This is a genomic window from Achromobacter dolens, from assembly GCF_902859745.1.
Lineage (GTDB): Bacteria > Pseudomonadota > Gammaproteobacteria > Burkholderiales > Burkholderiaceae_B > Achromobacter > Achromobacter dolens.
In genome coordinates, this window is the sequence record NZ_CADIJW010000001.1 from 54,350 (window position 1) to 76,482 (window position 22,133).

The 22,133-nt window shown below is 68.1% G+C and carries 9 protein-coding genes; 6 read left to right on the top strand and 3 right to left on the bottom strand.

Going from position 1 to position 22,133, the window contains the following annotated elements; all coding sequences use genetic code 11:
* Positions 1-70: 70 nt before the first annotated feature.
* From HV783_RS00250 to HV783_RS00275, 6 genes are all read left to right on the top strand, one after another.
* Complete coding sequence (locus HV783_RS00250; protein ID WP_175188459.1) at positions 71-1,447, top strand: TolC family protein; 1,377 nt, start codon at positions 71-73, stop codon at positions 1,445-1,447.
* Positions 1,444-3,615: an ATP-binding cassette domain-containing protein gene (locus tag HV783_RS00255; protein WP_231133063.1), complete on the top strand. Its 2,172-nt coding sequence runs from the start codon at positions 1,444-1,446 to the stop codon at positions 3,613-3,615. The genes HV783_RS00250 and HV783_RS00255 overlap by 4 nt, the downstream gene beginning before the upstream one ends.
* Entirely contained in the window at positions 3,612-4,850 is a 1,239-nt protein-coding gene (locus HV783_RS00260; RefSeq protein ID WP_175142026.1) for a beta-barrel domain-containing protein, read from the top strand. The genes HV783_RS00255 and HV783_RS00260 overlap by 4 nt, the downstream gene beginning before the upstream one ends.
* 65 nt (positions 4,851-4,915) lie before the next feature.
* The gene (locus tag HV783_RS00265; protein WP_175188461.1) at positions 4,916-17,119 is read left to right on the top strand and encodes a hypothetical protein; all 12,204 of its coding nucleotides are present in this window, start codon (positions 4,916-4,918) and stop codon (positions 17,117-17,119) included.
* A gap of 10 nt (positions 17,120-17,129) precedes the next feature.
* Positions 17,130-18,173, top strand: coding sequence for a hypothetical protein (locus tag HV783_RS00270; RefSeq protein WP_116792250.1), 1,044 nt, complete (start codon positions 17,130-17,132; stop codon positions 18,171-18,173).
* 10 nt (positions 18,174-18,183) lie between these two features.
* The gene (locus tag HV783_RS00275) at positions 18,184-19,491 is read left to right on the top strand and encodes a hypothetical protein (protein ID WP_054501889.1); all 1,308 of its coding nucleotides are present in this window, start codon (positions 18,184-18,186) and stop codon (positions 19,489-19,491) included.
* A gap of 36 nt (positions 19,492-19,527) precedes the next feature.
* On the opposite strand, the gene HV783_RS00280 is transcribed toward HV783_RS00275, so the two are convergent.
* The 3 genes from HV783_RS00280 to HV783_RS00290 all read right to left on the bottom strand — a co-directional run bounded on the left by HV783_RS00280 (position 19,528) and on the right by HV783_RS00290 (position 22,088).
* Entirely contained in the window at positions 19,528-19,959 is a 432-nt protein-coding gene (locus HV783_RS00280) for a RidA family protein (RefSeq protein ID WP_054501888.1), read from the bottom strand.
* A gap of 109 nt (positions 19,960-20,068) precedes the next feature.
* Complete coding sequence (locus HV783_RS00285; RefSeq protein ID WP_054501887.1) at positions 20,069-20,356, bottom strand: hypothetical protein; 288 nt, start codon at positions 20,354-20,356, stop codon at positions 20,069-20,071.
* A gap of 115 nt (positions 20,357-20,471) precedes the next feature.
* On the bottom strand, positions 20,472-22,088 hold the full coding sequence (locus tag HV783_RS00290; RefSeq protein ID WP_054501886.1) for a methyl-accepting chemotaxis protein: 1,617 nt from the start codon (positions 22,086-22,088) through the stop codon (positions 20,472-20,474).
* Positions 22,089-22,133: the final 45 nt, after the last annotated feature.

The following is a 22,133-nucleotide window of genomic DNA, read 5'->3' on the forward strand; positions in this document are numbered from 1 at the left end:
GGTGCAATGCCGATTGGCAAATGCACCGATGCGCAACGATTGCTGTGTCCGTAATGGATACGGGTACGTCATGGTCGTCCTGATGTCCGGGGCGGGCCGATCCCGGTCATGGGGAGCAATGCGCTGGTGCGCGGGCGCCGTCGTCGCGATGGCCCTGGTCGCGACGGGCGGCACGGCCGGGGCCGGTGTGACCGGCGGCAAGACAGCGTCGGTTGGCGCGCCCGCGGGTGCCTCCGGGCCCGGGGAGGCTCCCATCACACTGCAGGCCCTGGTCGAGGCGGCGATGCGCGGCCATCCGCTCGCGCGTGGCGCGCTGCAGGAGCTGGACGCGGCCAAGGTCGACGTGGACGCGGCCCGGCGGCGCTGGTGGCCTTCGGCGTCCCTGGTCATGGAGTCGCACTCGACTTCCGTCAACTCGCCCGCATCGCGGGGCGCCCAACTCGAGCAGACGCTATGGGATGGCGGCCAGATCAATGCCAATATCGACCGGGCGCGCGCGGATGTGAGCAAGAGCGAGGCGCGGGTCACATGGCAGCGCCAGCAACTGGCGCTGCAGGTCATCGGCGCCTGGCAGTCGCTGATCAGCGCCCGAGACCGGATTGCCATTTCCGAGGCAACCATGACCCGGCTGCGCGGCTACGAAGCCCAGATGCGCCGCCGGGTGGCGGCCGATGCTTCGCCGGCGGTCGACATCGAATTGGCGCTGTCGCGCCTGCGGCAGACGGAAGTCGACCTGACGACGGCGCGTTCCGCCCTGCGGCTGGCGGCACAACGGATCGAGCAATTGTCGGGCGTGGCCGGGCTGGACGCTGAGGCCGACACGCTGGCCGCGTGGCCCGACGCGCAGCAGGTCAAAGACGTTTCGGCCCGCTTGCTGGCGGAAGACGTCGGCGCCCAGGCATGGGACAGCGCGGCCGTGAAAATGGCGCAGGGCGATGTGGCCGTCATGCGGGCCCAGCTCGACGCCAAGTCGGCGCAACGTTGGCCGACGGCCTACCTGCGCGTCAACCGCCCATTGGGCGATGCCTATCCGGGCGCGCGCACCGACCGTGGCGTATCCGTGTTCGTGGGCCTGCGCTATACGCCGGGCGCAGGGTTCTCGACCGGTGTCGAGGCCGATGCCCTGCGCGAGCGCGTGTCGGCGGCAAGCATGGCCGTGGACGCGGCCTGGCTCGAACAGCGGGAGGCGATGCTCGGCGATATCGATCAGATCGCGGCGGCCGAGAATCAGTTGGCGGCGCTGGAGAGCGCCGTCACCGGCTCGCAGCACGTGCTCGACTCCTATTCCCGTCAGTTCACCGCCGGACGCAAGACCTGGATCGACCTGTTGAATGCCGTGCGGGAACTGGCGCAGAACCAGTACGCCCGGGCCGACTCGCAGGCCGCGCTGGCCGCGGCCGCCTATCGCCTGCAGGTGCGCCTGGGCGCGACGGAGCTGGCGCCGTGAGCGCCGTCCCCAAGATGGAGCCGCTGGAGTCGCTGGCCTGGGCATTGAACCGGCTGGCCACGTTGCAGGGCGCGGTGCTGGATCCGCTGCAATTGCGGTCCGGCCTGCGTCAATGCGCCGGCGTCCAGCATCCCGCCGAGTTGCTGGTTCTGTTGTGCCGCCTGTTGGGGGTGGGGACGCCGCAGGGGTTGCGGCGTCCCGATGCCGCGCATTTGCCGCTGCTGTGCCATCTGCCGGACGGCCAGTGGGGCATCGTGACCGACCTGGCGCCCACGGGCGACTGGATGGTGGCATGCGGCACCGTCACCCAGGCGTTCGCGAGCGCCGCGCTGCAAGACCGCTGCACGCGGATGCAACTGGCGCCGGCGGGTTCTTCCGCGGTCAGCGGCCATCCGGTCGGGCCGGCACCGGCCGAGACCTTCCGCTCGCGTCGCAACGCGGCCATCCGGCCGTACCGCGGCGCGTTGATCGAGGCGTGCGTCGGCTCCGTGATGGTCGGCCTGCTGGCGCTGGCCACCTCCATGTTCTCGATGCAGGTGTATGACCGTGTCATCCCCACGCGTGGCGAGTACACCCTGTTCGTGCTGGCGACCGGGGTATTGATCAGCGTCCTGATCGAACTCGCCGTCAAGATCGCCCGGGCCCGCGTGATGGATCACGTGGTGGTCGGGGTCGACGGCATGCTTTCGCGCGACATCTTCCATCGCCTGATGTCGCTGCGCATCGATCAGGTCCCGGCTTCCGTCGGTTCGCTGGCGGCGCAGATCCGCGGCTACGAACAGGTGCGCGCGTTCTACACCGCGTCTTCGTTGTTCGCGCTGGTCGACTTGCCGATGGCCTTGGTGTTCGTGGCGATCGTGATGGCGCTGGCTACGCCGGCGGTGGGCCTGGTTTTGCTGGGGTTCGCGCTGGTCGCGCTGTTCATCGGCCTGGCATCGCAGCGCCGGATCGCGCGCCAGGCCAAGGAGGGCGCGGCGTATGCCAATCTCAAGACGGGCCTGCTGGTGGAGGCCGTCGAAGGGGCCGAGACCATCAAGGCCGGCGCGGGCGGGTGGCGCTTCCTGTCGCGCTGGCTCGATGTCAGCGCGCGGACCATCGCCAACGATCTCAAGATGCGCCACTTGAGCGAAAACGTGGGGTATCTGGGCGGCTCCATCCAGCAACTCAGCTATGCCTCGTTGATCGTCGTGGGCGCCCTGACGGTGATGCACGGCGAGATGACCACCGGCGCCCTGATCGCCTGCTCCATCCTGAGCGGCCGGATCCTGAATCCGATCCTGGCGGTGCCGGGCTTGATGATCCAGCGCGCGCATGCGCTGGCCGCCGAGGACGGCCTGGAAAAACTCTATCAACTCAAGACCGACAACCACGGCGTGCGGCGTCCGCTGGCGCCGGAGCGGATCGAAGGACGCTTTGCGCTCGAAGACGTGTCGTTCGCCTATGGCGACAATCCCGTGGCCCTGCGCGTGCCGAACCTGCGTATCCAGCCGGGTGAAAGAATCGCGGTGGTCGGGCCGATCGGGTCGGGCAAGTCGACACTGCTGCGCGTACTGACCGGCATGTACGTGCCGCAATCCGGGCGCGTACTGCTGGACGACCTGGATCTGTCGCACATCAGCCGGCTGGCGTTGAGCCGGCAGATCGGCTACCTGCAGCAGGACCATCGCCTGTTCCAGGGAACCCTGCGCGAGAACCTCCTGATCGGGCTGCCCGATCCCGGCGACGAAGAGATCCTGCGCGCCATGCGCCGCACCGGCATGGATCGCATCGTGGCCGCGCATCCGAAGGGCCTGGACCGGCCCATCGTCGAAGGCGGGCGGGGATTGAGCGGCGGGCAGCGGCAACTGGTGGCGTTCACCCGCCTGGTGCTGTGCCGGCCGCGGATCATCCTGCTGGACGAGCCCACCGCGTCGATGGACGACGACCAGGAGCGCCGTTGCCTCGGCGTGTTGGCCGAAGAGGCGCGGGCCGGCGCGACGCTGGTGGTCGTGACCCACAAGCCCAATGTGCTGCCGTTGGTCGAGCGCGTCGTGGTCATGATCGGCAACGGCATCGTCAGGGACGGCCCGCGCGATGCGGTATTGAAAGACCTGGAGGCCGCCCGGCGCGATGATGATGCCCGGCGTGCCGCCGGGGCCTCCCTGGGCGTGGCGGGAGCGCAGGCATGAGCCGGCTGATCATTGATTCCCGCTCGCGCGGCAAGGGGAATGCCTTGGCGCCGATGTTGCCCGCGGACGGATCGGATGGGGTCTCGCTGGCCACGCCGCCGCGCCGGGCGCGCTGGTGCATGCGCGCCATGTTCGCCGGCCTGTGCGCGTTGCTGGCCTGGGCCGCGGTGGGCAAGATCGACCAGGTCACGCGGGCGCCCGCCCAGATCATCGCCGCCGCGCGCACCCAGGTGATCCAGTCGCCCGATGGCGGCATCATCACCCAACTGCATGTCAGCGAGGGCGACGTGGTCCATGCCGGCGACGTGCTGGCGACGCTGCAGGAAGAGCGGGCCCGCGCCGCCGTCAGCGACAGCAACGCCAAGGTGGCGGCGCTGCGGATCACGCTGGCGCGCCTGCATGCCGAGGTCTATGGCACCCCGCTGGCGTTCCCCTCGGATCTGCAGGATTACAAGGACTACATGCGCAATCAGCGCGACCTGTACCAGAAGCGCCGCACCGCGATCAAGGAAGACCTGGCGGCGCTGCGCAACATGCTGTCGCTCGCGCGCCAGGAACTGTCGATCAACCGCAAGCTGGTGGCCACAGGCGACGTCAGCCAGGCGGAGATCCTGCGGCTGCAACGCGCGGTCGCCGACATCGAGGCGCAGATGACCAGCCGGCGCAACAAGTATTTCCAGGACGCGCAGGCGGAAATGACCAAGGCGCAGGAAGACCTGACCAGCCAGACCGAGCAGTTGCGCGACCGCAATCAGGTGCTGGAACAGACGCGGCTGATCGCCACGGCCGATGGCATCGTCAACAACATCCGCGTCAACACGATAGGGGGCGTGGTGCGTCCCGGCGAGACGGTCATGGAAATCCTGCCGACCGGCGGCGACCTGCTGGCCGAGGCGCGGGTCGGACCCGCCGATATCGCCTTTGTCCAGGTGGGCCAGAGCGCCAACGTGCGCATCGATGCCTATGACTCCTCCATCTTCGGCGTCATGTCGGGCGAGGTGAGCTACATCAGCCCCGACGTGCTTCAGGAAGAGACACGCCAGGGGCCTTCGCATTACTACCGCGTCCGCATCCTGATCCGGGAAGCGGAGTTCAAGCGCCATTCCTCCGAACAGATCCAACTGCGGGCGGGCATGACCGCCACCGTGGACATCAAGGCGCGCGAGCGCACGGTGCTTCAGTACCTCGCAAAGCCCATCACCAAGGGGTTGCAGCAATCGCTGGGTGAACGCTGACCTGCCTTGTCTTGCCGGGCGTGACAGGCCCGGGATTTTGATTCTCCTTTTGTGAAACCACCGCCATGAAAAATCGATTCAGGACGCTCTCCACCTTTGCCAAAGACGGCCGCATTCCGCTGAACTTCAAGCTCTCCGACGTCAAGGCCATGGCGATCGTCGGTGTCGACGTGGTCGCGCTGATGAAGGATGGCAGCCGAGTGCTGTTGCCCGGCCTGGCAGTGAAGATCCTGGAGCGCCCCTCGCCCGAATTGCAGTTCGATGACCAATCGCTGTCGGGTGCGGAGCTGTTCTCCAAGGTGGATATCGACAGCACCGCGCTCAAGGACGCCGCCGAGGCGCTGCAGGTGCCGATCTCCGAACCCACGACGCAAGAGACGCTCGGCTTCGCCGAGGAGGCGGCGGCCGTGCCGTCGGACAGCGCGCAGGGCGCGCCCAAGGAGGATGGCAAAGGCACGGGGGAACCCTTGGCCTGGTACCAGGAGTACGGCTGGATGTTCGGCGTGGTCGGCCTCGTTGGCCTGGCGCTGGGGCTGTCCAGCCAGAAGGGCAAGAGCAAGGGCAAGGAAGAAGACAGGCCGGCCGCGCCGGCGCCCGCGCCAGACGCCGGGGAGCAGCCGGAGGCTGGCGGGAGCACGCCGTCGCCGACGCCGGACCCTGACGGCGACACGCCGGCAAAGCCGGCCGTCACGGTCACGGGGGGCATCGCGGCCGGGGTGTTCAACCATGCGCAGACGCTGTCGATTTCGCTGTACGACGGCCAGGGGCAGTCGCTGGGCGAGGGCGACCTGGTGCTGGGACCCGGCGGCCAGGTGCTGTCCTACCGCGCCGAACTGCCGTCCGACTATGTCGGCCTGGTGCGCGTGGTGGTGTCCGACAAGGCGCGCGACGGCCAGGGCTATATCGATGAATATCGCCAGGCCTTGGCGCTGGCCCAGGGGATGACGGCGGAGCAGGCGGCGCAATTCGCCGCGACGGATTTCCCCACGCTGAGCGCAATCGGCTACCGCGCCGAGGGGCAGACCGAACTGTCGATCTCGGTGACGCCGCTGACCGAACTCGTCACGCGCCTGGTGGGCGCGCCGGCCGATCCCTCCACGCCGCTTGACGGGGTGTCGGCCGAGCAGGTCAACGCGATGGCGGCCGCGGTGACCAAGCTCATGTCGCAGTTCACCAGCGATGCGCAGCTCGTCGACATCCTGGGGCCGGTGGTGGCCATCAATGCCGACACGTTCGCGCAGGCGTCGGTCGCGGCGCAGGCTTATGGCAAGGTGCTGGCGGCCCTGGCCGGCATGGATTCGGTGTCGGGCGCGCTGGGCAACACCCTGCAGCTTCTGGCCGGCGGCCTGGCGCCGGATGCCGATGGCGCCTTGCGGATCGCGCCGACGATCGAGGGCGCGGTCCTGCTGGCGGCCATGCAGGAAGCCAATGTGCTGCTCGGCAGGCTGGTCGATCCCGCCCTGTTCGATACCTTCACGTTGCCGCAGATGCCCTGGGCGTCCGTGGCGGCGACGTTCACGGACGCGGAGGCGTCGCCCCTCCCCGCGCTCGATGCGCTGGGCAAGGATGCGCAGCCGTCGGTGACGGTGTCATGGACCGGCAGCGCCGACCGCATCAGCGCCGGCCAGCGCGTCGAGCTGCATCTGCTCGATGGCCGCACCATCCTGTCGCGCGTGTTGACGGCGGAGGACGTGGCCGCCGGCAGCGTGGTGCTGCGGGCCGGGGACTACGGCGAGAACACATTGGGCGAGGACGGCGCCAAGCGCTTGTTCGCTGCAATCGTCGACGACCAGGGCGAGTTGATCGCCGGATCCGACCTGCGGACCTATGGGTTGGTCAGCGTGGAGGTCGATGAGATCACCGGCCTGAGCGCCGATACCGGCGTTTCGCCCAGCGACTTCATCACCAATCAGCCGGTGCAGGCCGTGTCCGGCCACTATCTCGGCACGTTGGGGCCCAACACCCATATCGAGGTGTCGGCCGATGGCGGCAAGACCTGGGTGGAGGCCGAGGCGACGCCCGCCGCTGATGGCGCGAGCGGCGGCACCTGGGTCTCCGGCTTCCTGCGGCTGGACGGCGAAGGCGAGGACGCGCGGCTGCTGACGCGTGTGGCGGTGTCTGGTGTCGACGGCGAGCAGCCGTTGACGCTGCCCGGCGCCTCGCATGCATTCGTGCTGGACGTCACGCCGCCGGACGCCCGCGTGGCTTCCATCGACAGCATCAGCACGCCGTTCGCGGGCGCGGTGCTGCCGGGCGGCTTCCTGTTCACGCAGCCGGCGCAGACGATCCGCGGCAAGGTGCTTGGCACGGTGACCAGTGACGACCGGATCATGGTGTCGATCGACGGCGGCGCCACGTGGACCGTGGGCGAGCTGTCGGCCGACGGCGCGTCATGGAGCGTCGCGGTGGGATTCTCCAGGTACGGCGCGGGCGACATCCTGGCGCGCATCAGCGACGTGGCCGGCAACACGACGGAAACCGTGTCGCACCCGTACCAGTACACCGAGCCCACGCTGGTCGGCATACAGCCGACCCAGGCCGCGCAGATCGTCATGGTGGCCGACGACGTCGGCGATCCATCCACCGATCCCTACGATTTCGTGGGCGCGCTCAGTTCCAACATGAGCACCGACGATCGGCGGCCTTCCTTCAGCGGCACGCTCAGCGCGGCGCTGGAAGGCGACCAGGTGCTGGTGCTGGCCGATAGCCTGAACGGCGGGGCCGAACGCTTGCTGGGTTACGCCAACGTGGCGCCGGCCGGCGAGGGGCAATTGCCGCAATGGTCCTTCACGCCGGTGTCGGACATGGCGTTTGGCAGCCATCACGTCGTGGTCAAGGTGTTCTCGCCGGGCCTGGATGCGTACGCGCCGGTCTATCCCGAGGGCGTCGATGCCGATGCGCCGGACGCAACGTCCAACTGGGGCTCCTGGGACGTCAACGTGCAGTCGCTGTCGTTCGACGGCGTGATCGTTCCGGGCGTGACCGAAGTCAACCTGTTGGAGACCACGAGTCCCGTGACGGACTACACCCAGCCCATCCTGACGGGCGCGCTGGGCAGCCTGCCCGCGCCAGGCGAGTACGTGGCCATCTACGACGCCCTCAATGGCGGCGCGCCGACACTGGTGGGCAGGGCGGACGTCACGCCTGCCAGCGAAGGCTCGGGAGCGACGTGGCGCTACGAATTCCCCGCTGACAGCGAACTGAGGGATGGCGTCCACCGGCTGCGCGCCGTGGTCGAGCGCGCCGGGCCGGAGGATGGGGCGCCACAGGCCCTGCTCAGCGCGGCTCCGCCTGCCGTCATCGTAAGCACCGAGCTGCCCGAGCAGCAGGTGGTGATCGACCAGGTCATGGATGACGTGGGCGTCTACACGGGCCTGATCGTCAGCGGCGCTTCCACCGACGACACGCAACCTTCGCTGTCCGGGACGCTGTCAGGCCCGTTGCTCGCCGGACAACGCCTGCAAGTCCGCGTGGAGGACGTCAACAATCCCGGCCGGTCCTTCTCCTACCAGCCGCAGATCGATGAAACGGGCCTGGCCTGGTCGCTGCGGATCGATCCCCCGCTGGCCGAGGGCAACTATCGCCTGATGGCGGGCGTGGTGAACGGCGGCGACGCCATGGGACCGCGGCATGCCGAATTCGATCTGCGTATCAACAGCCTGACCTTCAGCGAGCTGGATGACGCCGCCGGCCCCATCAGGGGCAATGTGTTCGACGGCGACGGTCCGTTCCTGACCGACGACCATGCGCCGGTGCTGCGCGGCCAACTGGGCACCGCGCTGGGAGAGGGCGAGGCGTTGCAGATCGTGGCGGCGCAAGCAGGGAAGGAGACGGTGCTGGGCCAGGCTTCGCTGATCGAGCGCCCGCAGGGCGGATTCACCTGGCAACTGGAGCTGGGCGCGTCGCAAGGCGGCGCGGGTGAGTTGCCGGAAGGGCATTCCACCTTGTCGGTGCGAGTGGTGGACACGGCCAGCGGGCAGATTCGTCTGGCGGTGGACCGGGAAATTGACTTCGATGATGGCACGCCCACGGGGGTCGTCAACATCACTGAGGTTCGTGACCAGATTCCTGGCAACAGCGGCTTCGTCGGCGCGCTGGCTCCCGGTCAGAGCACCGATGATCGCCGGCCGCTGATCTCGGGCGTGCTGCTGGACGGGAATACGCTGCCGGCATCGCGCGCGGTGCAGATCGTAGACTCCGTGAGACAGCCCGATGGCAGGGTGGTCGAGAACGTACTGGGCCTAGCCACGCTCAATGCCGACGCCGCCGACGGCAGTTGGCGCTTCACGCCGCCCGGAGGCCTGGAACTGGGTGACCATACGTTTTCCGCCCGGATCGTCAACCGGGCCAACGGGCAATTGGGACCGGTGGGCCAGACATTCACCGCCAGGGAAAGCCAACTGACCATCAACGCGGTCCAGGACAGTGTCGGTGCGCTGCAGGGCAATCTGCTGGATGCGAAGCTGTTTGCCCAGCCGCCCTTCACCGACGACGTGCGCCCGCAGTTGTCGGGCAGGCTGGGCATGCCGCTGGGGCCGAATGAGCGCGTCGCGGTCTATGATTCGGTCGATGGCACCGCTGCGGTCCTGCTGGGCGTGGCGACCGTGGCGGACACCACCTGGAGTTTCCAGCCAACCGCGGGTTTGAGCAACGGCGCGCACGGGTTCCAGGTCAGGGTGGAGCGGATCGTCGCCGGTGCAAGGCCTCAGGTCCTGCTGTCGGATTCGACGGTTCCCATCACGATCGACGCCGTCGCCCAGCCGGTGACGGCGGTGGTGCTCACGGTGAACGTAACCGATCGCGTGGGCGCCGATGGCTCGCAGGTGGGGCCGGTCGGCTTTCGCGCCAGCACCGACGACCGGAGGCCGGTGGTCAGCGGCACTCTGAGCGAGGCGGTGGGGGCGAGCCAGCAAGTGCAGGTGTTCCTGTCGCGCGAGGACGGCGCCATGCGCCGCCTGGGCGCGGCAACCCTGAACGGCGTCAACTGGACCTACACCCTGACCGAAGCATTGCCGGATGGGCTCGCGACGCTCCACGCGCGAGTGGTGGCGGTCAATTCGGGGCTGACCAGCAATACGCTGGCGACCTCGGTGAACGTGAACAGCATCCAGGTGTCCGAAGTGGTCGAACCGACCACGGGCGTCAATGTGCTGGGCCGGGATGGCCATGGCACCGCCGACAACCAAGTGACGCTGCGTGGCCAGCTCGGGGCGCCGCTGCTGCTGCCGTCGGAGCGGGTGACGATCTACGTGAAGGGCGAGGGCGCCGCGCTGTTCACGCCGGTTGGCGTGGCGAAGTTCGAGGCGAACGGCACCGACTGGACTTTCAGCCTGCCGCAAAGCAATGGCGCGCCGCGAGTCTGGCAGGAGGGACGCTACGAGGTGTCGGCGCGTATCGAGGATGCCTCCACGCGCGCGGTGCGGGCGGTGACGAAGGTGGGCTTCACGGTCGACACCCAGGTTCCCCAGGAACACGCGGAAATCGTCGGCTACGAAGACCACGCCGGGCCGCTGCAGGCCCTGTTGACGCAGGCGGGCGTCAGCACCGATGACACTCGCGGCATCGTGCGCGGCAAGCTCGACAAACCGATCAACGCCGATACCCGCCGCGTGGTGTTGTATGACCGTATCGACGGTCAGATGGTGCGGCTGGGAGAAGCCTTGGCCACGGACACCGAGTGGACTTTCCAGAACCGGGAACCGCTTGGGGCTGGTGTCCATACGTTCCTGGCGCGAGTCGAGAATATCGTATTGGGCAAGGAGGGCGATGCCTCGTCGGAATTCACCATCCATGTGCAACAGGTAACCCTGGACTCCATCGCGGATCCGGCGCACCTGGACCAGAACATCCTGCTGCCCGGGGTCGATGGCGCCTCGAAACAGGGGAAGTTCGTTTTTGGCGGTCACCTGGGCGCGCCGCTGGGAGAGGGCGAAGTCCTCAAGCTGGTTATCGACGATGTGCCTCGCGATGGCCATGTCACGTTCGATCAGGCCAGCCTGACGTGGTCGGGCACGCTGGCCGATGACGAAGTCCTCGGGGATGGCGCCCATGTCATCGCCGTCCAGGTCACGGACCATGACGGCGCCGAACTGCGGGCGGTGTCGGCATCGCATACGGTCTACATCGACGGTGGCGCGCCCACCGAGACCGCGACGATCAGCCAGGCCCGCGACATATACGGGGCGGGATCCTCATTCACGGGCGCCAACGCCACCGGGGTGCCGTCCGACGACGCGCTGCCACAGCTCAAGGGCAGTGTTTCCGCGCGGCTGGCCGGCGGGCTGAGCGTGGCGGTGTACGGCCGCTTGCCCGGGCAGGCCGATCAGGTCCTCCTGGGCTATGCCACCGTGGATGCGAATGCCGAATGGACGTTCCAGGTCGACCGGGAGCTTCCCTTCGGCGACACGGTATTCAATGCCCGCGTGGTCAACCGGGCGGATCCTCAGACCCTGCAAGGCCCGCTTTCGTCGGACTTCGTCGTGCACCAGCAGTCCGTGAGCATCACGGCGCTGATCGATGACCAGGGGGATGTCCGCGGAGATCTGTTCGCGCTTGAATCCCTCGGGGCAAACGGACGCCCGGTCCTCATGCGCACCGACGACGCGCGTCCGACCTTGAAGGGCCATCTGGCCCAGCCGCTCGGCAGTGGCGAGGTGCTGGCGATCTTCCGAGGCAGCAACAGGCTCGGCGAGGCCCAGATGGACGCCGACGGAGTGTCGTGGTCCTTCACGCCGCAGGCGGACGTGGAGACGGGCAGCCAGCGCTTCAGCGCCGTGCTGCTGACGTCCGACGGGGTGTCGCGCATGTCGGCGCAAACCCCGGAAATCACGGTGTCGACGCTGCGGCCGGGTCATGCGGTGGCCATCACGTCGGTGCTGGATTCGAACAATCTGCTGGGTACGTGGGACCGGACCGCGCGCGGGCAGGAGGTGCCGCGGCGCGAGGTGGTGACGACGGCGGTGCTCGACGATACGCGTCCGCGCTTGTCGGGCACCTTGGGGCAGGCGCTGAACGCCTTCGAGGTGCTGCGGGTCTACGCCGAGCATGACGGTGTTGTCCAACTGCTGGGCACGGCTAATACCGACGGCCTGACCTGGTCGTTGCGGCCGCCGGTATCGCTGCCGGCCGGCGCAAGCCATATTTACGCGGCCATCGAGAACAGAGGGGATAGCTTCGGCGCGGTGCGGTCGGATGCGGTCGATGTCAACGTGCTGTCGCTCTCGCCGATATCGGTGCAGGACCTGTCGGCGCAGGGCGCTGTCGAAACGCTGCGTCCGATCCTGCGGGCCAGGGTGAATACGGATAGAACGCAGGGACTGTCGGTGCGCGTGCTGGTCGATGGTGACGCGGCAGGCGAGGCGTCCGTCGGCGCGGACGGCGCGTGGACGTTCCAACTGCGCGCGGACCTGGCGACGGGCATGCACCGGGTCGAATACGTGTTGCTCGATGGCGGCGTGCCGGTCGAGGCGGTACGGAGCCTGGCGCCCGTTAATGTCATGGTGAGCGGCGCCGATGCGCCCGCGTTCGGCGTCACGTTGACGACAGGCGCCGAGCCCATCTTCACCGACCGCGGCTTGACGATGCTGACCGGCACCACCACCGAGGCGGTGACGCCGGGCATGGGCGTCATGGTGTCCATCGATGGCAAGGACGTGGGGGTGGCCGGGTTCGATGCCTCGGGTACCAATTGGTCCTACACGCTGTGGGCGCAGTCGCCGGGCGCCCACCAAGTGGCTGTCAGACCGGTCAATCTGGCGACGCTGGCGCCGGCCCCGGACAGCGAGGCGCGGACCACCGTCTACCAGAATGCGATCACGATCGACGCGCCTGACAACGCGCAGCTCCTGGCGGACGGCGGACTGGTGGCGTTGATCGGCAGCGGCGACCTGATGTTGTCCGGCCACCTGGCGAGCGAGTTGCCGGCCGGGACCACGCTGCAGGTACGGCGCGATGGCGTGGCATTGGGAAGCGCGACGCTGGAAGGCAAGAAATGGAGCTATGCGCTGACGTCTTCCGATCAGTTGGCGGGGGATCATCAGTACAGCGTGGTGGCGCTGCCAGCGGGCGTGGATGCCGGGGATGCCAGCGTGGCGCCCGCGTTGTCGGCGCAGACGGCGTTGACGCTGGTGGCGGCCGGAAGCGGGCCGAGTCCGGATCTGTTCGCGTCGATCACGGGGCTGATAGACGGCCAGCGGCCGGGCCAGTTGAGCGCCAATTCCACCATCGAGGGCCAGATCGCGACATTGCGCGGCACCGTCAGCACCGCTTTGGGTGGACAGGATCAGATCGTGGTCTACGGACAACCGCAGGACGGCGAGCGGCAGCGGCTGGGCGTGGCCCGGATGTTGACCGACACGACCTGGGAGTTCCGGATAGGCGAGGCCCTGCCGTCGGGCTCCTACACGCTGAGCGCGATTCCCGAGAACCGGTTGACGGGGATCGGCAACGACATCGCCGCGGCGATAGCCAATTTCCAGGTCCAGCATCTCACCATCACCGAGCTGAACGACCAGACGGGGGCCTTGCAGGGCAACCTGCTGGATCAAGATCCAGGCTCGCGCCTGACCGACGAGGCCACTCCGCTCATCAAAGGCACATTGAGCGCGCCGCTGGCCGAGTTCGGGCAACGCCTGCGCGTGTCGGATACCTTCAATGGCGCCACCTCCGAGCTGGGCCAGGCCGTGATCGACAGGGCCGACCCGCTGAAATGGTCCTTCCGGCCGGATGCGCCGCTGCTGGACGGCCGGCACGTCCTGTCGGTGGAAGTGGTGGGGGCCACCACCGCCATTGCCGAGACCGGGGACAGCGTGTCCTTCCGCAAGGACAGCAGCACGCCCGCCCAGACCGTGTCGATCGTGACCGTGCGCGACGATGACGGCCCGGTCGTGGGCAATGTGCCGATGGGTGGGGACATCGACTTCCGGCGTCCGCTGGTTTCCGGCAGGCTCAGCGCGGCGTTGTCGAACGCGCAGGTGTTGCGCCTCTGGCAGGATGACGGCCAGGGCAACGTCAGTTACCTGGGTGAGGCCACGGTCACCGGAACCAATTGGCAATGGCGCAGCGACGTGGACATGGCGCTCGGCACCGTCAATCTGTTCGCGACAGTGGACAACGCGGCGCGGGCGGGTACCACCTATACCGCGCAGGATAGCGCGATCCATGGCAGGCCTTCGCCCACCTTCAGCTTCCACCTGCAAGGGCTGGAGGGCATCGAGGTCAAGGACGCCAAGGGCGTCGTGGTGGGGCAGAACACCAGCGAGCGGCAGTTCACGATCAGCGGAGCGCTGGCCGCGCCGCTGGCCGATGGCGAGTACGTGGAAGTCCGCGACGGCGCCCAGCTCCTGGGACGCGCCAGTGTTCAAGAGCAGCAGTGGCATTTCGACATCGAGGTGCCGCTGGGCAATGGCCAGCACGACTTCAAGATCTCGATCGGCGGCGCCGGCAACAGCCCCACGACGCCGTTGGTGTTCGAGACGCTGGCCGTCAACGTGCATGACGCCGCGCCGGACCCCTTGCAGGCGGGGTTGATCGAGGCCGTGATCGCCCTGTCGACCGGGCAGGTGCTGTCGGCCGACAGCCGTTTCGACACGCTTGCGGCGCAAAGTGTCCGGCCTGGCCAGAGCCTGGATGGCAAGCGGGTCGGGATCTTCGGCACGCTGGCGCGGGAGCCGCGCGCCGGCGACCTGGTGCAGGTCTTCGACAACGACGTGCTGCTGGGCGCAGCCGCGGTTGTCGGCACGCGCTGGCGTTTCAACGCGCCGCCCTTGTCCGAGGGCGAACACACGTTCTCGCTGCGCATCAACGAGCAGCCGGTGCCCGCGCCGGATCCGGTCCATGCCGCTGCCTATCCGGTCGTGGTGCTGGGTGACGACGCCATCCGCATCGATGCGCTCGCCAGCCGCGTGGATCCGGCGCAAGCCTTGAACGGATCGTTGTCTCACGGCTTGGGACGGGACGAGGTCCTGGGCGTGTACCGCACGCTGAACGGCGAAACCGTGCGGCTGGGCGATGCCACGGTACAGGGCGCCGCGGACAAGGACGGCCGCTTCGCGTGGTCGTTCACCCCTGCCGCGGGCATGGGGCTGGGCGTGGGCGCACAGACCCTGACCGTGCAGGTCGAGGGGCCGACGCACACGCGCGTTGCCGCGGCGCAGGCGCTGCCCGTGCTCATCGACGAGGCTGCCATTGCGACAGCGGCGACGATATTGTCCGTGTCGACGCCCCAAGCCAGCGGATTGTCCGGCGTGGAGTCTGGCGCGACGATCGCCAGCGCCGCGCTGGTGGTGAGCGGGGCGCTGGACCGCGGTCTGCTGGGCAGCGAGCGGGTCGTCCTGTATGACGGCGATACCCGGATGGGCTACGCCAGCGTCCATGCCAATGGCCGCAACTGGACCTACGTGTCGCCAGGGTTGAACAATGGCTCGCACACGTTGACCGTGGCGGTGGAGAACGAACCGGGCGTCAAGGGGGCAACCTCGCAGCCGTTCGCGTTGACCATCGTCGCCCCTGCGCCGGGCCAGGTCGTCACGCCGGTCAGCGTTCAGAACGGCGACGCGGCGCTGGGCAGCGCGGTGCAGCTCGATACCGGCGGGTTCTCGGTATTCGCGTGGAATATGGGGAGTGCGCAGGCGACCAATATCAACAACATCTGGGCGACTTCCACGGCCAATCCCGCTGGCCAGGGGCAGTTGCCGGAGCTTAACTTCAGGGGGTACAACAGCGCGCTGCTGCCGGGTGTGCCGTATGCCACCATCGCCAACTACGTTGGCAGCGGCTGGTTCCACGTCAGCCCCGAACAGGCCGGCATCTGGACATTCCGATCGCCGGTGGTGGACGATTTCGAGATCGTCAGCGTCGATGGCGACCGGGTGATGGTCGGCCGCGAGTATCTGCGAAATGGCATCCAAGGCGACGTCAGCCTGGATGCGGGCTGGCACTACCTGCGGGTCGATACCGGCAACACCGGCGGGGTGGGGTCTTGGGTGATGCAATGGCGCCGCCCAGGCGAATCCGAGTTCAGCGTGATCCGCGACGTGCAAACCGGTCCAACCGAGCAGGGCGTGGCCCTGGGGGCGAAGGACGCGGACCACCACGTGAAGCTGGACTATACGTTGAGCGCGCCCCTGGGCAAGGACGAGACGTTGCAGGTGGTGGACTTGACGGCGCATCGAACGGCAGAGGGGCTGCGCGTGCAGTTCTGGAATCTGCCCCAAGATGCCAACCGCAGCTTCCCGGACGCATTGGCGTTGACCGCGACCGTGGCGCCGGTGGTGTCCCGCATGGCCGACAACCTGCCCTACGATTGGCGGCACGCGTTCGACAGCGGCGTGACCATGTCCGACGCTTCGCTGATCGGGCGGGCGACGGGTTGGTTCCATGTCGCGCAGGCGGAGGCCGGCACCTGGCTGATCCGCAGCACGACCCGGGACGATCAGGTTCAGCTCAAAATCGACGGCTACACCCTGCTGTCGCCCGACAGGGGAATGCCCCACGGGCAGTATGCCTCCCTGCACCTGGAGGCGGGATGGCACTACCTGGATTCCACGCTGTTCCAGCAGGGGGTCCTGAGAGATGACTGGCATGTCAGCGTCATCAAGCCTGGAGAGACCGCCTTCGCGCCGCTGACCGGATTCGCGCAGTTCGAGTCCGCCGTGTTGGGCAACGCGGTCAACGAGGCCGGGGACCCCACCGCCTTCTCCTTCCAGGCCCAGGTCGACGATGGCCAGAGTCATACCTTGTTGGCGACCGTGACCCCGGCCGGCGCGGACGGGCCGGTGTCCGACCCGATGACGCATGGCGAGCCCGGCATGGTGTTCCTGGCCAATGGCGCCTTCGGCATCGTTGACAAGAAAGTCGAGGTCACGGGCGACGGGCAGTTGGTCGATTTCGCGCGCAGCCACGGCACGATCAACGCGGTGGATCTGGACGCCGACAAGGCGGCCCATGAGCAGGGCAACACCCTGGTCATGGACTCTACTGATGTGCGGCTGATGTCGGATGTCGGGTCGGCCATGTCCCTGAGCAACGACGGCTTGTTGAACGGCGCGTTCCGCCAGTTGGTGGTACAGGGAGGCGAGCACGATGTGCTGCAGTTCGGCCAACTGGGTGGCGCGCGGTTCTGGACGGAAAGCGGCCAGATCAAAGGGAACGACGGAGCCGATTACACGGTGTTCACCGAACCCGCACTGGCGCTGCAGGTGATCGTGGACACCCACGTCGCGCTTGCGCTGGACAGCGCGCTGCATTCCAGCGCCCATCCGGTCATCTGAGAGGGTTGTGATGCAAAGTCAATCTTCGTCAAACATCAACTACTGGCCGGGCTTCGTGGACGCCTTCTCCAACCTGGTGCTGGCGCTGGTCTTCGTGATCGTGATCCTGGCCATGTCGCTGGGGATGTTCAGCGGCATCATGGCCAAGATGGCGATCCAGCGGGCGCTGGTCGAGCAGCGCCTGGATGAATCGCGGGCGGCCTCGGCCTCGCTGGCGGGGGATGGCACGGGCGGAGCGTCGGCGGGCGGCAAGGATCCCGCCGCGCGGGCTGTCGCGCAGCCGCAGGCGCGCGACGGGGGCGATCAGGCGCAGGACGCACATGCGGAGGAGGCGATGGATGCCTCCGATAGCGCCGACGATGTAAAGGCGCAGGCCTCGCCGCCCGCGCAGCCGGCATCGGCGCCGCCTGGCAACGACCCGCGGCCTGAACAGACGGCGGAGGCAGGCGGTGACGCGCCGGGCATGCCGGCCGCCGTTCACGCCGAGCCCGCTTCCAGCGCCGATGTCAGGGCCGTGTCCGGTGGGCGCGAAGGCGCGGCGCGGGACGATGCCTCCCCCAGGCGGGAGGCGCAGGCAAGCGCTGCCGCCGCCAGGGAGGAGGATGCCCTGGAGCATGCGACCTTGCGCCGCGAGAACGATGCCCTGCGGCAGGAACTGGCTGCCTTGCGCAAGAAGCAGGCTGCGCTGGAACATGGGGCGGGGAACGGGGCGGGTCGCAACGAGGCGGGAGCGGGCAAACAGAAACCGGTCGACAAGTTCGGGCCGACGATGCCGCAGGAAGACCGCCGTTTCCGCCAGCAGATCGAGGACGACCTGCAACGCACGCTCAAGGAGTTCGAGGCGCGGCGCGACAGCGGCGCCAGCATCGACGTGGTGATCTATGTGCCGAATTACGCGCTCACCGAAAACAAGCGCACGGCTTTGTTCTATCTCATTTCTATCAAGGACTATTTGATGAAGCGGAAAGTGGCGCCCGGGCAGATCCGGATGCACATGACCCCGGCGCCCGCCGGGCAGAAAGACATGACGGTCTCCATGTCCGTCGAGCCTTGAGGAGCCGATCATGATTCGTTTCCGATCGATACGCTGGCAAGTGGCGAAGGTGCTGTCGCCGCTGATCTGCGCGGCGGTGGCGTCAGCCATCTGGCCGGACCTGATCAAGCTGGCGCTGGGATCAGGCCATGCCATCACCTTCGTGATCCTGACGGGTATCGCGGTGGGCACCCTGCTCATCGTCAACCAGAGCCTGCGGATCAACACGCGATGGGATGCCCTGAGGCGATTCATCGCCGAGGTCGAGGGCCAGGGGAAGGACTGGCGCACGCTGCCTTATGTCAAGACCACCCTGGGCAAGGTGCTGCTGCGCCAGGAAACCCTGGCGCTGGGGCAGGAGGCCCTGGAAAAGGACGTACAGGACCTGCGGGTGCGCGTCTATCAGGCCCAGATATTGCCGGATTTCCTGGTCGGCCTGATGGTGGCGCTGGGCCTGGTCGGCACGTTCATCGGCCTGATCTATACGCTGGGCGACGTCGGCGGGATGCTGGCGGAACTCAACACGAACTCCGTCGATGGGTCCCAGGTCGAGCAGGTCTTCGGGCGCCTGGTGGCGCAGTTGCAGAGTCCGCTGACCGCCATGGGCACGGCCTTCGCGGCATCGCTCTTCGGCCTGGTGGGCTCGATCCTGCTGGGCCTGATGATGGTGCTGCTGCGGGGGCAGATCGAGGATTACATCCGCGCCGTCCGCAAGTTCATGCTGGAGTGCCTGGACGTTCGCAACCAGCGCCTGAGCATCATGCCTGGCGACGTGGTGAACGAGCAGATGCTGGCGCGCCAGGTGCACCACCTGGGCGAACTGGTCGAGCGGCTGGCGCAGCGCCAGGCCGAGACGCTGCAGTCGCACGAGGCCTTGCAGCGGCAATTGGCGCAGGCGCGCGAACGCGACGAGCGTGTGCAGGCGCAGATCGAGGCGCGCTTCGAGCAGATCGGCGACTGGCAAGACGCGGCGATCGCGCAGGTGAACACCGTCAAGGCGCGCTCGGACTCGATCGACGAGGCGCTGACGCTGCTGATCGAGCGCGGTGGCGCCGTGGTCGGCGCGGTACGGGCGTTGGCGGATGCGTCAACCGAGGAGTCGGCCGAGCTGCGCCGCGCCGCCGGCGTGCTGGCGGAGCTGGGCGACGCCCAGAAGGCGCAGAGCCAGGTGCTGGATCAATGCGCGCAGGGGCTGGCCCAGGCGCCGCGGATACTGGAAACGCTGCAGGCCTGGAATCAGGCGGTGAATGCGCACCAGGATGCGCGCCTGCAGGGGTTCGAGACGCAGTTGCAGATGATCCGGGCGTTGCTGGAGCGCAGCCCGGTCGGCGGCGCCTGATTGCCGGCGCGTCCACGCCGCCTGGGGCGGCGTGGATCAGAGCGGCAGCAGCGCCGTTGCCTCGATTTCCACCAGCATGCCATCCAACGCCAGCCGCGGCACCGGGATCAGGGTGCAGGCAGGCGCCAGGTGCACGCCCCAGCGTGACTTGATCTCGTTTGAGAAGAGCGCCAGGCGCTCCTGGCTGTGGTCGACCACCAGCACGGTCAGCTTGGCGACGTCGAACAGGGTGGCGCCAGCCGCCTGCAGGGCGGTCTGGACGTTGTCCAGCGCCTGGCGCACCTGGGCCAGGAAGTCGGGCGACAGCTCGCCCCGGGTGTTTTCGCCGCCCTGGCCGGCGGCGAACACCAGCCGGGCGGGCGTGTCGGCCACGGCGACGTGCGAGTAGCCATTGGGGCGGGGGTCGTACAGACCGGGCGGGTTGATGAAGGCGAGCGAGGACAGGGCTGGGGTGATGCGGGACGACATGCGAAGGCTCCGTGGACAAGCGTATTGACGAAGCCGCAGTATCAAACCTCAACCGTGGTTGAGGTCAAGGCGGCGGCCGCCGCCATCACTTGTCGGCCGGGCCGACGGATCAGGACAGGGTGCGCGGCGGCATCGCCGACAGGTCGGCCAGGCTCAGGCCGCAGCCCCGGGCGCGCTCGGCCAGGGTGGCGCTTTGTTCCAGCGCCCGCTTGCTTTCGAGCAGCAGCACGTCGAGCTGTTCGTCCAGCGATGACGCCATGGCCCAGGCCCGCTCGGTGAATTCGACGGAGAAGGCGTCGACACAGGCCTTGCAGATGGCCGTGCCGTTCCGTTCCAGCAGCGGGGCGCCTTGCGCCAGCGTCGAGAGGCAAAAATGACAGGCGAGGGCGCGGCTCATGCGGGGGGGCTCGTGGTCGGGGGAAGGCCGGCCGCAGGGGGAGCGGGGCCTGACCTTCTGGACAACGGCCGATCGGGCGCAGTCTTAAATCGGCGCGTCCGCGTTACCGACCCTTTCAGTTCACGTAGGCGGGGCTCAATGGCGCGGAGATGGCCTGGGGCGTGACGTCGATCACCGTCCCGGCCGGCAGCTTGAAGAACGCGGCGCTGGCGGCCAGGCGCTTGGCCTGTTCCTCCAGCGACGAGGCCGCCGCCGCGGCTTCCTCGACCAGGGCGGCGTTCTGCTGGGTGACGTCGTCCATCTGCGTCACGGCGCCGTTGATCTGGTCGATGCCGACGGACTGCTCGGTCGAGGCCTCGGTGATTTCCGCCATGATCTGGGTGACGCGCTGCACCGACGCCACGATTTCCTGCATGGTGTCGCCGGCGGCGCGGACCTGGTCGGCGCCGCTTTCGACGTTGCTGGAGGACTGTTCGATCAGGTCCTTCACTTCGCGGGCGGCCTGGGCGCTGCGCTGGGCCAGCGTGCGCACCTCGCCGGCGACCACCGCGAAGCCCTTGCCCTGCTCGCCGGCGCGGGCGGCCTCGACCGCCGCGTTCAGGGCCAGGATGTTGGTCTGGAAGGCGATGCCGTCGATCACCGACACGATCTCCGAGATGCGGCGCGAGCTTTCCGAGATGCGGGCCATGGTCTGGACCACCTGGCCGACCGCCTCGCCGCCGCGCAGGGCGATGGCGCGGCTCTCGGCCGCCAGGGTGTTGGCCTGGTGCGCGTGCTCGGTGTTCTGCTTGACGGCCGTGGCCAATTCTTCCATGGACGCGGCGGTCTCTTCCAGCGACGCGGCCTGTTCCTCGGTGCGGGCCGACAGGTTGGTGTTGCCCGAGGCGATTTCGGCCGCGCCGGTGTTGATCTCGGTGACGCTGCGGCGCACTTCGCTGACGGTGCGGGTCAGGCTCTCCTGCATGCGCTTGAGCGCCGTGAACAGCACGCCGATCTCATTCTTGGAATTGACCGTGACGCGCTGGGTCAGGTCGCCGGAGGCGATGCGGTCGAAATGCACCGCGGCGTCCCTGAGCGGTTGCAGCACCTGGCGGCCGATGAAGCGCCAGCAGCCCAGCGCCAGCGCGGCGGCCAGCGCCAGCATGATGATGGTGGACAGCTCGGCCCGTTCGTAGCGCAGGTCGGACGCGGTATTGATCTCGGCGCTGCGGCGTTCGGTGTGCGCCAGGAAGGCGGTCACGCGTTCGGCGAAGCGGGCGTCGGCGCCGCGGGTGTCCACCACGGCGGCGGCATAGCCATCGGCGGATTGTTTCTGCAGCGCCTGCTCCAGCGCTTCGATGCTGCGCACATAGGCGGTGAAGACGGTGTCCAGTTCGCTGGCCAGCTTCAGGCCGGCCTCGGTGCTCTTGGGCACGCGCTGGTAGATGGCGAAGTGCTTGCGCGCTTCCTGCAGGTACTGCGTGGCCTGGTCGACACTGCCCTGGGCCTGGCTGCCCTTGCCGGACACGATGTCCAGGTAGGCGGCGACCAGCATCAGCCGGCTGCGCAGCAGCAGCGTCTGCGTTTCGTACAGCGGCCGGGTCTGCTCGGCGGCGACCGAGTTCAGGTCGTCCACCGCGACGTCGGCGTCCCGCGCATAGATCCAGCCCATGCTTGTGGCCGTTGTCAGCGCCAGGAGGAAGATGGCCATCACGGCCAGCAGGCCGGTGCGTATCTTCAGGTTCTTAAGCATGGTGGGGGGCTCCTGTGTCTGTCTTGGGGCTGACCCGTCAAAGCG